General features: G+C 68.3%; 11 protein-coding genes, 1 tRNA gene and 2 pseudogenes. 11 read left to right on the top strand and 3 right to left on the bottom strand.

Annotated features, from left to right (window positions below):
* Positions 1 to 458: 458 nt before the first annotated feature.
* The 5 genes and pseudogenes from ACIRA5_RS35030 to ACIRA5_RS35010 form a co-directional block, all read left to right on the top strand.
* Positions 459 to 641, top strand: a pseudogene (locus ACIRA5_RS35030) (transposase); the annotation flags it as partial.
* A 174-nt stretch (positions 642 to 815) separates the two neighbouring features.
* The gene (locus ACIRA5_RS35025; RefSeq protein WP_403697872.1) at positions 816 to 1,136 is read left to right on the top strand and encodes an aminotransferase class III-fold pyridoxal phosphate-dependent enzyme; all 321 of its coding nucleotides are present in this window, start codon (positions 816 to 818) and stop codon (positions 1,134 to 1,136) included.
* Between the two features lie 429 nt (positions 1,137 to 1,565).
* Positions 1,566 to 2,738, top strand: a complete 1,173-nt coding sequence (locus tag ACIRA5_RS35020) for a purine-cytosine permease family protein (protein ID WP_403697871.1) — start codon at positions 1,566 to 1,568, stop codon at positions 2,736 to 2,738.
* A 141-nt stretch (positions 2,739 to 2,879) separates the two neighbouring features.
* Positions 2,880 to 2,952: transfer RNA gene (locus tag ACIRA5_RS35015), tRNA-OTHER, on the top strand.
* Between the two features lie 237 nt (positions 2,953 to 3,189).
* A pseudogene (locus tag ACIRA5_RS35010) lies at positions 3,190 to 3,375 on the top strand (ATP-binding cassette domain-containing protein); the annotation flags it as partial.
* Here ACIRA5_RS35010 and ACIRA5_RS35005 read toward each other — a convergent pair.
* Entirely contained in the window at positions 3,332 to 3,808 is a 477-nt protein-coding gene (locus ACIRA5_RS35005) for a protein-arginine deiminase family protein (RefSeq protein ID WP_403698145.1), read from the bottom strand. The pseudogene ACIRA5_RS35010 and the gene ACIRA5_RS35005 overlap by 44 nt on opposite strands.
* A gap of 341 nt (positions 3,809 to 4,149) precedes the next feature.
* On the opposite strand from ACIRA5_RS35005, the gene ACIRA5_RS35000 reads away from it, so the two are divergent.
* The 5 genes from ACIRA5_RS35000 to ACIRA5_RS34980 all read left to right on the top strand — a co-directional run bounded on the left by ACIRA5_RS35000 (position 4,150) and on the right by ACIRA5_RS34980 (position 9,191).
* Positions 4,150 to 5,010, top strand: a complete 861-nt coding sequence (locus ACIRA5_RS35000) for a PaaX family transcriptional regulator C-terminal domain-containing protein (RefSeq protein WP_403697869.1) — start codon at positions 4,150 to 4,152, stop codon at positions 5,008 to 5,010.
* Between the two features lie 151 nt (positions 5,011 to 5,161).
* Positions 5,162 to 6,514, top strand: a complete 1,353-nt coding sequence (locus ACIRA5_RS34995) for an alpha/beta hydrolase (protein ID WP_403697867.1) — start codon at positions 5,162 to 5,164, stop codon at positions 6,512 to 6,514.
* Between the two features lie 57 nt (positions 6,515 to 6,571).
* Positions 6,572 to 8,137: an MFS transporter gene (locus ACIRA5_RS34990; RefSeq protein WP_403697865.1), complete on the top strand. Its 1,566-nt coding sequence runs from the start codon at positions 6,572 to 6,574 to the stop codon at positions 8,135 to 8,137.
* 100 nt (positions 8,138 to 8,237) lie between these two features.
* Complete coding sequence (locus ACIRA5_RS34985; RefSeq protein WP_403697864.1) at positions 8,238 to 8,819, top strand: AAA family ATPase; 582 nt, start codon at positions 8,238 to 8,240, stop codon at positions 8,817 to 8,819.
* Positions 8,820 to 9,008: 189 nt separating this feature from the next.
* On the top strand, positions 9,009 to 9,191 hold the full coding sequence (locus tag ACIRA5_RS34980; protein ID WP_403697862.1) for a hypothetical protein: 183 nt from the start codon (positions 9,009 to 9,011) through the stop codon (positions 9,189 to 9,191).
* Here ACIRA5_RS34980 and ACIRA5_RS34975 read toward each other — a convergent pair.
* Complete coding sequence (locus ACIRA5_RS34975; RefSeq protein WP_403697861.1) at positions 9,188 to 9,733, bottom strand: hypothetical protein; 546 nt, start codon at positions 9,731 to 9,733, stop codon at positions 9,188 to 9,190. The genes ACIRA5_RS34980 and ACIRA5_RS34975 overlap by 4 nt on opposite strands.
* Positions 9,734 to 10,031: 298 nt before the next feature.
* Here ACIRA5_RS34975 and ACIRA5_RS34970 point away from each other — a divergent pair, with 298 nt between their 5' ends.
* Entirely contained in the window at positions 10,032 to 10,601 is a 570-nt protein-coding gene (locus ACIRA5_RS34970) for a YrhB domain-containing protein (RefSeq protein WP_403697859.1), read from the top strand.
* A gap of 274 nt (positions 10,602 to 10,875) precedes the next feature.
* On the opposite strand, the gene ACIRA5_RS34965 is transcribed toward ACIRA5_RS34970, so the two are convergent.
* Positions 10,876 to 11,616, bottom strand: coding sequence for a DUF1963 domain-containing protein (locus ACIRA5_RS34965; protein ID WP_403697857.1), 741 nt, complete (start codon positions 11,614 to 11,616; stop codon positions 10,876 to 10,878).
* Between the last annotated feature and the right edge of the window lie 231 nt (positions 11,617 to 11,847).

The following is an 11,847-nucleotide window of genomic DNA, read 5'->3' as shown; positions in this document are numbered from 1 at the left end:
AGCGCGCACGGTTCCCGGAATGGAGTTGCCGCCCTGATCGCGAGCGAGGCCTCCAGCGGAGGCAGGGCGGGTGCGTTCCCGGGTGGACAAGGCGGGTAACTCACGTATGAATGCGCCCTGTTGGCCTGTTCGTCCGAGCCGCACGCGATGAAGGCGACCCCCGATGGTCAAGGTTCTCGGCGCTGTTGATCAAAAACAAGGGGTCGCGTTCGCGCGCCGCCCTCCCCGATCGGCGTTCTCCAGCGCCACCGCGAGGACGCCGACCCGCTACACCTGCCCGCCGAACTGTCCGAATTCGATTCGCTGCCGTGGGTATTGCACCAGCTCGCTGATCCGCGCCGGGTGCGGGGGCGCCGGTATCGACTGGCTCTCTGCTCGCCTTGTGCATGCTTGTGTTCTATCCAGACCCGCTGTCCGTCGCGCAGGCGGATGCGGCCGGGGCTGCCGCAGTCTTCACAGAGGTGCTAGGCGTGAGGGTCGGTGACAGCGAGACCGAGGCGTTCTGGAGCGAGTTCCTGCGCTCCTTGCGCGAACGCGGCCTGGGCGGGGTCCGTCTGGTCATCTCCGACAGTCACAGCGGCCTGGTGTCCGCGATCCGCAAGGTCGTGCTCGGCGCCTCCTGGCAGCGTTGTCGTGTCCATTGAAGCCGCAAAAAATCAAGGTTCGGCTTTTCGCGTCTGAGCTCGTTGTCAGGTTATGACGGTTTCGCAGGAAGCAGCAGATCGGGCCGAACCTGCGACTCATGGCGCCCAGGACCGACCGCGGCCGGCGCATCCGCGACATCCTCGCCCGCCTGCCGCTGATGGCGGCCATCGGTGCCGCGGAACGCCGCCTTCAGGCCAAGAACGCCCAGCCGCGGCTACATCTACAACGCCCACCCGGTCGCGGCGGCGGGCGCCCACGCCCATCTCGACATCATCGACAAGGAGGGGCTGCTCGGTCGCGCGACGAGCATGGGCGCCTTCCTCCGCGGCGAACTGGAGGCACAGCTCGGCGAGTCACCGTTCGTCGGCCAGATCCGCAACGTCGGCATGATGCTCGCCGTGGAACTCGTCGAGGACCGCGAGACGCGCGTGCCCCTGCCGCTGCGCGTGGACCGGATGCCGCACGACGTCATCCGCCGCGAGACCGCGTGATCGTCCGCAACTCCGCCCACAGCCTGGTGCTCTCCCCACCGCTGATCATGACCGGAGCCGAGGCCAAGGAAACTGCCTCCGCCCTGCGCAGTGTCCTGGAGCGCCACCGAGCCCACCGGCGAGATCCGCACTGCCTGACGCTCCCGGGACGCCCGGTCCAGGTCCACACCGGGCCTCCCCGTCCAGCACCACCCGACAACGACCCCACCCCGTCCCCGCGCCCCGCACGCGCCTCTTCCGCAGTACCCGCGGAGCGATACCATCCGACCTCGGACCGGGGCACACAGGGGCAGTGCCGCGTGGCGGAGTCGCGGACGACCGCCCGGCGGCACGAGCCGGGGCATGAGATCAAGAAGGAGTCCCGTCGGACCCCTCGTGCCGGCTGCCGATGGGCAGGCGTGCCAGCACGGCCCGCCGACTGGCCCTGACATGCTCACGCATGACGCGCTCGGCGTGCCGCAGCAGATCCAGGCCCGCGGTTCGCTCGGCTTCTTCGGCAACTTCCTGCCCGTGGCGTACATCAACGTCTTCGCAGGCATCGGCTGGGCGGCCGTCACCGTCATCCTGGGCGGCAAGGCGTTCGCGGAGCTGACCCATCTGCCGTTCTGGCTGTGCGCCGGGGCGCTCACGGCCATCCAGCTGGTGGTGGCGATCTACGGCTACAACATGATCAACTACCTCCAGAAGATACTGACCTATGTCCTGACCCCGCTGTTCCTGCTGATCACCGTGGTCGCGGTGGTTCGCGGCGGCCGCCTCTTCCACGCCGACTCGCACGCCTCCGGATACATCGGCTCCACGGGCGGCTGGATCACCTTCGGCGGCTGGTTCCTGTCCTTCCTGGTGGCCTGGGCGCCATTCGCCTCGGACTACTCCCGCTATCTGCCGGACACCCCCGAGGTCGTCACCCGCACCGCCTGGTACACCGGCCTCGGCAACTTCGTCACCATCTGCTGGCTCGGCATCCTGGGTGTGGTCGTCGGCGGCAGCGCGACCAGCTCCGACTCGATCACCGCCCTGCACGAACTGGCCGGCCCCTTCGCGATCCCCGCCCTGATCGCCGTCGGCCTGTCCGCCCTCGCGCAGAACTTCCTCAACGTCTACGGCGGTGCGATCTCCGTCCAGACGCTGAAGGTGCCGGTCAGCCGCTCGCAGGCGGTCACCGTGATCTGTCTTCTGGCCTATGCGATCAGCCTGTGGGGCGCGTCGGGCACAGAGGACAAGTTCAAGGTGTTCCTCAACCTCACCGCGTACTTCATCGCTCCCTTCGCGGCCGTCCTGCTGTTCGACTTCTACCTCGGCGGCCGGTCCGACCCGTCCCGCGTCGACGAGCTCTACGACCGGCGCCGGGTGCTGGGCTGGGGCTTCGTCGCCTGGGTGGGCGGGGTCGCGGCCTCGGTCCCGTTCTGGCAGTCCAGCTTCTACACCGGGCCGTTCTCGAAGGCGTACCCGGGCGCGGGCGACCTGAGCATGTTCGTCGCCGCCGGAGCGGGAACGGTGCTGTACCTGCTGACGTACCGGCTGAAGCCGCTGTGGGTCCGCGACGGCGCGACCTCGCCCGGGACGCACGCCCACAATCCGACAGCCCTCACTGAATCCTGACAAGGCGTCAGGTATCGATTCGTCGGCATCCTCGCGTGCGCGATGCGCGAGCGGACTATTCGGCACGGGACATCACGCGCGGGATCGAGTACGCAGTTACATGCTGCTGACCACGGGATACGGCACCACCTAGCAGCATCGAGCACCAACCGGCAAGGACTCGCCGCCACTCCTAAAGCGGGGGTCGCAGGTTCGAATACTGCCGGGGACACCAGGCAAGAGGGGCACCTACGGATCTCCGTAGGTGCCCCTCTTGCATCCAGGTCTGGCGACTGTCGTACCCATCGGCTCACCTGGTGGGTACGACAGTCGCCAGGGCTTAGCGGATGCCGACCCGGGTCTGACTGCCTCGCCAACGCCGTAGAGGTACTGGCCACGCTCCCCCGACCTTGCCTCCAGGCCGCGAAGGCTGTGCGAAGACCTCCGGTGTGCTGGAGCTGTCTAGGACTGCTCCGGCAGCCGATACCCGCGGGAGTTTTCCGGCGGGCAACGGCAGCGAATCGCGATCGCACGGGCGCTGGCTCTGGACCCGGCGCTCATCATCTGCGACGAGCCCACCAATGCCCTCGACGTCACCACCCAGGCCAAGGTGCTCACCTTGCTGCAGGACCTGCAGCGCGAGCGCGGCGTGGCCTACCCAAGTCCCGTCCGTTGTGACGGTACGGAGGGATGGTCTCCAGGTTCCCGGTGGAGTTCAGCGTCCATTCCTCGCCGCGTGCCATCCCACCGGGCATGACCACCCCGATGTCCCGGCCGCGCAGCCTCTCGTACGGCTCCCGGCCCGACGTCCTGTCCTGCTGGGCGGAGCGAAGCATGATCCGCATGGTGTGCGGTACCCCGCCCGGGCCGGGAACACTCAGGTAGGACGGCTCCACGAAGTCCTGGACCCAGATGTCATCACTCTTCGTGAAATACACGGGCGCAACCTGTATTCCGCTAGCCCGTGCCTGCCGGGCCACGTTCTCGGCGAACGTCTGCTGCAATCCGTCGCCACGGACCCGGGCCACCAGCACTCGCTGTGCCGACTGCAGATCTTGGTGCGTCAACAGAGGGGCCTCCCGCAGCGTCACATCGTCAAAGGCACTGCGTCCGTCCACGGTGACGGTCAGTCTGACGACGGCACGGCCGTCCCACTGTGCGCTGTCGCGTACGATGTCGCGGCCCTCCAGCCGAGTTCCACACCCGCTCGCAGTTCAGCCGCGGTCAGCCGGGTGCCGGCCCGGCATCCGCTGGTCGACTTCCGCTCGCGCGGAGAGCACCACCGGCCTGACGGCTGCCTGCCGGAATGGCTCTCCCCTCGCCTTCCACCTTCGTGTCCCGACCACCAAAATAGGGCTATTTATCGATCACCGTCACAGAAGTGACACATTTTTGTCGCGGGAGCACCACGCGCTCACCCCGGGCCTACGCTGTGCCGGTGACCAGTGTCGATGTCGCCGCAGGACCGACCGCCGAGAGCGGTCCCGAGCCGCGTACCCAGTCCCTGATGCTGACCTTCTTCGGCGCTCACGTGCTGGGGCGGCCCATCGCCGTCTCGTCGGGCAGCGTGATCGCTGCTCTCGGGAGGTTGGGCAGTACGGAGGAGGCGGTGCGGACCACCTTGAACCGGATGGTCAAACGCGGCCTGCTGGAGCGTCGTCGCCAGGGCCGGAAGACCTACTTCGGCCTGACGCCGCACGCCGTCCAGGTGCTGACGGACGGCAGGGACCGGATCTGGCAGACCGGCGCGGTGAACCGGGACTGGGACGGCCGGTGGACGATGGTGGGCTTCTCGCTGCCCGAGGCATGGAGTCGCGAGCGGCACGATCTGCGCTCGCGGCTGATCTGGGCGGGCTTCGGCCCCCTGCAGAACGGCCTGTGGGTGGCCCCGGCGCGCGTCGACGTCCGCGAGATGGTGGCGGGTCTCGGTCTGGAGCCGTATCTGCGGGTGTTCCGGGCGGAAGTGGAGACGCCGACCGACGTCCGTGAGGTGCTGGAGCAGGCGTTCGACGTGCCGGCCATCGGTGCACGGTACCGGGCGTTCCTGGAGCGCTGGGACCGCACCGACCCGCTTCCTGCAGCGGTCTCCGGCGACGAACTCGCAGGCCAGCTCCTGCTGCACACCGACTGGCTGGACCTGGTGCGACGTGATCCGCATCTGCCCGCCGAGCACCTTCCGGGGGACTGGCCCGCCGCTCAGGCGGAGACCGTCTTCCGCGGCCTGGCCAGCCGCTGGGAACGCCCGGCCGCGCGCGCGGCCGCCCGACTGCTCGACACCCTGACACTGGCCTGATCCGCACCCCGGCCCCGCACATCCAGACGCGGACCCGCCTGTCTCATTATTGGGCATTCTATTGACGGCAATCAAAAAAGAGCCCTACATTCGCAGCGCTCTTCCAGCTCGCTCCCCCACTCGGTCCCCCTCGACTCGCGGAGCCGCCGTCATGCCCCGACCCCGTTTCTCGACCCTCGCCGCCGCCTGTGCAACCGCCCTCGCGACTGCCCTGACCGGGCCGGCGACCGGCGCGCACGCCACAACCGCCGACCACTACTCCGGCACTCTGACCGACGGCGCCACCTGGATCGCGGACAAGCCCGCGCAGTGGAACGGCAGCCTGCTGCTGTTCAGCCACGGCTTCGGACCGACCGCCGCTGCCGACGCCCCGTCGACCGCGGTGCGCCAGGCCCTGCTGGACGCCGGCTACGCCCTCGTCGGCTCCTCCTACGACCCGAACGGCTCGATGTGGGCGCTCGACTCGGCCGAGCGGGATCAGTTCGCCACGCTCACCGCGTTCCGCCGACAGGTCGGCACGCCGACCCGGGTCATCTCGGTGGGCCAGTCCATGGGCGGCCTCATCAACGCTCAGATCGCCCGCGACGGCGCGGGACGCGTCGACGGCTCACTCGGCCTGTGCGGCCTGGTCGCGGGCGGCGTAGATCTGGACAACTACCAGCTGGACGCCGAGTACACCCTGGCCACGTTCTTCGACCCTGCCGACGCCGACAAACTCGTGAACCTGGACAGCCAGACCGACGCCGGCGCCCTCGCCGACCGGCTCACGAAGGCGGTGGAAACGGCACAGCAGACCCCGGCGGGACGCGCCCGGATCGCCCTGGCCGCCGCCTACCTCAACCTGGCCGACTGGGCTCCCGGCCAGCAGCCTCCCGCGCGCGACGACTTCGCGGGCCAGGAGGAGCAGCAGTACGCATGGCTCGCTCAGGGCCTGCTCGGGTTCATCGTCCCGGCACGCTGGTCGGTGGAGCAGTCCGCCGGCGGCAACACGTCCTGGAACAAGGGCGTCGACTACGCCGGGCTGCTGCGCAAGTCCGCCCACGCCAAGCAGGTCGAAGCGCTCTACCGCGACGCCGGGCTCGACCTGCGCACCGACCTGAACCGGCTCACCCGCGGTGCGGACGTCACAGCCGACTCGGCCGCAGTGGCTCATCTGAAGCGGACCTCCACCGCCGGACAGGGCCTGGACATGCCGCTGCTGGACATCCACACCACCGCCGACCAGTTGGTGCCCGTCGAGCAGGAATCGGCCTTCGCCGGGCGGGTGCGCAGGGCCGGAGACTCCGCACTGCTGCGACAGGCCTATGTGGCACGTCAGAGCCACTGCAACTTCACCACCGCCGAAGTGCTCGCCGGGCTGCATGCCGTGGAGCACCGGCTGGACACCGGGCACTGGGCCAACTCCGCCACCACCTCCGAACTCCAGCACAGCGCCGACGAACTGGGCCTCGACGGCGCCGCCTTCACCGACTACCGGCCGAATCGTCTGACCGGTACCCGCTGACCCCGAAGCGTCCCCTCCCCACTCCACGCTTGCGCGCCTCAGGAGCCCTCCGTGTCCATGACGACCAAACCCTCCGCCAGAACCGCCACCGGCCGCGGACTGACCACCGGCACCCTGGTCGCCGGTCTCCTCGCCGTCTGCCTCGCCCAGATCGGTCTGGCCATACCGGCCACCCTCAACGGGCTGTTCCAGTCCGACCTGCACCCGGTCGGCTCACAGCTCACCTGGATCTCCGACGCCTTCCTGCTCCCGGTCGCCGTACTGGAGCTGACGTTCGGCCTGCTCGGCGACCTCTTCGGCCGCAAGCGGCTGCTGGTCGGCGGCGCTTCACTGCTGGCCGTGGGCGAGCTGGTCAGCGCCACCGCCCCCGGCATCCACCAACTCTGGGCCGGACAGGCCCTGGCAGGCCTGGGCGCCGCCGCCCTCTTCCCGACGTCACTGGCCATCCTGGCCGCCGGCACCACCTCACCCGCACAGCGGGCCCGGGTCATCGCGATGTGGGCGGCCCTGCTCTCCACCGGCGGATTCCTCGCCCCGCTGCTCGGAGGCATCACCGCCACCTACGGCTCGTGGCGATGGTCCTTCGTCGTGGTCACCGCCATCGCCGCGGCAAGCGCCGCCGTCAGCACCCTGTTCGTCGTCAACTCCAGAGCCCCTGAAGGGCGTTCACTCGACGTAGCGGGCCAACTGACGATCGGTCTCGGCCTGTTCTCTCTGCTCTACGCCATCATCCAGGGCCCGACGGACGGCTGGGCCTCACCGTCGATCGTCATCGCCTTCGTCCTGGCGGCCGTGTTCCTCGCCGCCTTCGTCCTGGCCGAGAAGCACGCCAAGTCCCCGCTCCTTCGCCTGGACCTGTTCCGCAACCGCGCCTTCGCGGTGGCCTCGGTCGTGGCCGTGGTGGGCATGTTCGCCTTCCTGGGCACCGCCTACTCCGTCAGCATCCGGCTCGGCCCGGTACAGGACCAGGCACCGATGCGGACAGCCCTGGCATTCGTCCTGCTCAACGGCATCACACTGGTGATGCTGCCACTGACCGAGCGGCTCCTGAGAACCGTGGCACCCGGGCTGCTGCTCGGCGCGGGGCTGCTGCTGATCGCGGCGGGAGACTACTGGACGGCCACACTGCCGATCACCGACAGCGCCTTCACCTCACTGATCCTGCCGCTCGGCCTCGTCGGCCTGGGCTTCGCGATCACCGTCTCGTCGATCACGGCAACAGCCGTCAACACCGTGCCAGTGCACCTGGCCGGCATGGCCAGCGCCACCACCAACCTCCTGCGAGACTTCGGCTTCACCCTCGGCCCGGCCGTCATCGGCGCCGTAGCCCTGAGCCGCGCGGCAAGCAACTTCTCCGACTCCCTGCACGACTCCGCCCTGCCCGGGGCGCTGAAAGACGCAGGCACCGCCGTACTCCAAGAAGGCGGCCCACTCGCGGTCAACGGCGCCTCCGCAGCCTCACCAAAACTGGCCGACCTGCACCCACTCGCCCTGCAAGCCCTCGGCCATGGCTACTCCATCGGCTTCGCCGTCTGCGGCACAGCCGCACTCCTCTCCGCACTACTGACCCTCATCACACTCCGCGACCGAACCGCCCCGCGTGACCATTCCTCAGAGCACTGAGGCGTGTGTCGACAGTGGATCAAGCAGTGCCCGACTCGGTGAGTCATGAAGCAGCGCGTACCCTCTCAAGGCCCTGATCATTTGTGCCTGGAGAGCTCGTATGAGTTTGGATCTGGTGTCCGTCGACCGCGCGCCGGCCGCCGGGGCTGTTCTGCTGACCGGCATCCCCGGGAGCGGGAAGTCCACGGTGGCCGCTGCGCTGGCTGGCCGCCTGCGGATGTCGGCCCACATTGAGGTGGACGCACTCCAGGAGATGATCGTCAGCGGTGGGCAATGGCCCTCGCCGGCCGCGAACCCGGAAGCCGACCGGCAGATCTTCCTGCGCGCCCGCAATGCGTGCCTTCTGGCGGACAGCTTCGCGCGGGCCGGTTTCATCCCCGTACTCGACGATGTCGTGGTCCGCCGCTCCCACCTCGACTTCTATCGCTCGACGCTGGCGGCCCTGCCGCTCCACCTCGTCGTCCTGGCTCCCGGGCCGACGGTGGCGCGGCGGCGCAATCAGGCTCGGGAGAAGGTCCTGGCCACGGACTGGTCGCCGCTGGATGAAGCGATGCGCTCCGAGCTCCGGCACCAGGGAATCTGGATCGACAACGCCGCGCAGACGGTTGAAGAGACAGTCGACGCGATCCTGTCGGTGACCGGTCTGGCGTCCAGCTCTGAAGTCGATCAACCTCCGCGATGATCGCCAGGGCGTGCGCGGAGATCTGACAGACACCCAGTGGGACCCCTTGGCACCGTTGTTGCCCGGGAGCAACGAGCCGGGACGTCCGCCGATGTGGACGAGGCGTCAGCTGATCGACGGCATAAGGTTTTCGGACCCGCATCGGCGTCCCGTGGCGTGACGTCCCGGAGAGTTCAATCCGGTCGAAGTGTGCGGGCGCACCTGAAGAGGTCACTGGCCAACCTCACCAAACACAGCCTCGACCGGCTCACCGCACTGGTGAAGACGCTGCTCAAGCCGATGCAGTACCGCACCCGCCCCGTCGAGGGACTCATCGCCAAAACCGAGCTCGACCTCCCACCTCCACAACCCCGGCCGTCAAAGATCTCCTAGAAATAGGAGGCCACCAGGTCGCGGTCCACCGTGATGGTGTCGCGATCCAGTGCGGGCAACCCCAGGTGGTCACAGATCAGCTGGGTCAGCTGCTCCTCGTAGGACTCGTTCTGATGGTCAAGTCCGGCCGCCGTAATGAGGGGGGCCATCCTGTTGGGCCAGTATTCTCCGACGTAGTCGGGACCCTCGTAGTCGATGCAGGACATTACCTGGCCATCCTGGTAGTGGTACGCCTTGGGCCCGTGGGCCTTGGCAACGCACGGGTTGGGAACGAACACCATCAGCTCAACGCCCTGGGGGCACAGCTCGCGGTAGTCGATCTCGTCGTAGTCGTCGCTGCTGAACATGTGGTGCACGATCACGCCCCAGTCGCCGGCTGCTGTGTCGTTGCCGTAGGCGAACGGCGGCCGGTGCCGCGCGGACAGACGATCGGCCATGGCAGCCAGACTGGTTCCCTTGAAGTAGACCAGGACGGTTTCGTCTTCCCGGTACCGCTTTTCTTCCATCCACGCTATGACGCCGCAGCCGATCCAACTTGTCATGCTCGGCAACATAACCGGCGCCACTGACATTCCAAGGCCCAGAGCCGACACACGACGCCGAGGTCAACCGCCTCACCCGCGCCGTCGGAGCAGAACACTCCGGTCGCCGACTCACCCGCCCACCCGCTGAAGCGCTCAGTCACATCCAACCGCCGTGACCCGCACCGTTATAGATCTCTAGCCGTCGCCCGCAGAGGCGGAGCGTTCAGGGACATTCCCGTGGGCATTGGCGCTTACCGCGCTCTCTGGGGCGCGAAACTTGCTGGTCGGCTCGGGGTTGATGGGGCATGCTGCACACGTGATTGAGCGAGAAGCCGCAGTTCGGATCGCTGAGGAAGAACTCGACCGCGAGTATCAAAAGTGGTCGGCTGCGGGCGTGGACTCGATACGCACGGCTGTGGTGCATGTCAAGGAGCACGAGCTGGTGTGGATCATCTACTGGCAGTCCGTGGAGTTCATGCGCACAGGGAACCCCAGCGCCATGCTGGTCGGCAACGGGCCGTACCTGGTCGACCGCATCGACGGGGGGCTGCACCAGATCGGCGTCGTGTCCGCGAGGGGCGGGGAGTGGGAGGCCGACTACCGCGTTCGCATGCGGGGCCTGGCTGTCCGTACCCCGATAGACGATCTACACGATGAGATATGCGAAGTTGCCGCCACACGCGGGCGCATGCAGGCCACGCGCACTCTACGGCAGGGGCTGCCGGTGCTGTCTCCTGCCCACGCCCTCCAGTACGTGAGCGGGTTGCTGGACGGCAATGCCCCGGCCCACCTCGTGGCCGTCGCCGCCGAGCAACTCGTCGAACCCATCAATCCAGTGCTTGCTGTCAAGACCATCCGCCAGGGAAAGCCCTCCCGGGCGACCTGACTCTCGCGGGTTGACTTCTCCGTGGGGAAGCCGCTTTGAGCATCACAGTTGGCCGGAGAACAGCGACGCGTTCATGGTGCTGATGTCGGTTCTGGTGAAGTCGGGCGCGATGCCGGGGCCGACCTCTGTGCTGGGCTCATGGAGGGTGCGCTGAAGCCTTGCAGGCCGGGTGTGGTCGCACACGTGCGGGCTGCATCAGCTGATCGGCCCGGGCGCGCAAGTGGAGCCGCGCTGCGCGGCCTCAGCGAGGGTACGCGCCTCGCCTGGGGCTGCGTCAGCCGACCATGTCGAAGCAGGCCCGGGCCCGGGTGAAGCGGCGGCCGGCCAGGTCGTCCCGGCGAATCACCCAGTAGATGATGCCCAGTTCGCCTTCGGTCAAGTCGTCGCCACCGACCTCCGCGAGCAGCACCCAGTCGCCCGGGCCGTGGTCGTGCTCCGTGATGGGATCTCCGTTCCAGACCCAGGGGTAGCCGCCTATCTGCACCGGTCCGTCCGTCTGCATCTCGCCGCAGGTCTCCCACCACACCGAGCCCAGCTCGCTGCCGTGCGGGAACTCCTCGGTGTCCGAGCCGCGGTTGGGCAGCGAGGACTCGATCGTCAGATATAGGTCTTGGGCCGGGTGGACCTGCGGCGGCCACTCGCCGCCCGGACCGCGTTCGGAGACGGACGTGCCGGCCGGGACGTAGACGAGCCGGAACCAGTCGTCACCGATCCACGGGTCCTCCGTGTCCGCGAAGAAGAGCAGCGTGCCGTCCTTCGGCAGCGGGAGGTCCGTCGCGCCCGGTGGGATGGCTGCGAGGTCGACCGAGACGAGGAACGGCAGGTCCGGAACGGGCTCGTCCTCGGGCATCGGCGGCAGCCCGCCGAGCCGTCCGGCCACCGGGCCGTCGGACGGCGCCTGACCAGCGGGGCTCAGCATCGCGCAGAGACGGACGGTGCCGAGCCACCGCTCGACCTCGTCCTCCGGCAAGCCACGGCTGCGGGCTTCGTCGCGGAACGGATCCATTGACCTCATTTCGCAGAGTATGCCAAGGTCGATCATGACCGCCTACCACGATGAAGTGAACCGGTCACGGGCTTGACGGCCGACGCCGCCCTGACCGACCCGGCCCGCGCCGGCGGGCGCTGTCACCAAGCTGAGCACCGGAGTAACCAACTGGGACACACAGTGGTTTCCCCATGGCCAAGTGAAGCTTGGGGGCCTGTGTCAGGCGATCGATGGGAGTCCAGGTGGGACTGACGCCGA

It is taken from the genome of Streptomyces sp. NPDC096311, assembly GCF_044763085.1.
Taxonomy (GTDB): Bacteria; Actinomycetota; Actinomycetes; order Streptomycetales; family Streptomycetaceae; genus Streptomyces.
This window is presented reverse-complemented; position numbering and strand designations above follow the sequence as displayed.

Excerpts from the sequence above, each read along its gene's own strand:
- ACIRA5_RS35020 (WP_403697871.1), top strand. The coding sequence starts at position 1,566 with ATGCTCACGCATGACGCGCTCGGCGTGCCGCAGCAGATCCAGGCCCGC.
- ACIRA5_RS34995 (WP_403697867.1), top strand. The coding sequence starts at position 5,162 with ATGCCCCGACCCCGTTTCTCGACCCTCGCCGCCGCCTGTGCAACCGCC.
- ACIRA5_RS34990 (WP_403697865.1), top strand. The coding sequence starts at position 6,572 with ATGACGACCAAACCCTCCGCCAGAACCGCCACCGGCCGCGGACTGACC.
- ACIRA5_RS34985 (WP_403697864.1), top strand. The coding sequence starts at position 8,238 with ATGAGTTTGGATCTGGTGTCCGTCGACCGCGCGCCGGCCGCCGGGGCT.
- ACIRA5_RS34975 (WP_403697861.1), bottom strand. The coding sequence starts at position 9,733 with ATGACAAGTTGGATCGGCTGCGGCGTCATAGCGTGGATGGAAGAAAAG.
- ACIRA5_RS34965 (WP_403697857.1), bottom strand. The coding sequence starts at position 11,616 with ATGAGGTCAATGGATCCGTTCCGCGACGAAGCCCGCAGCCGTGGCTTG.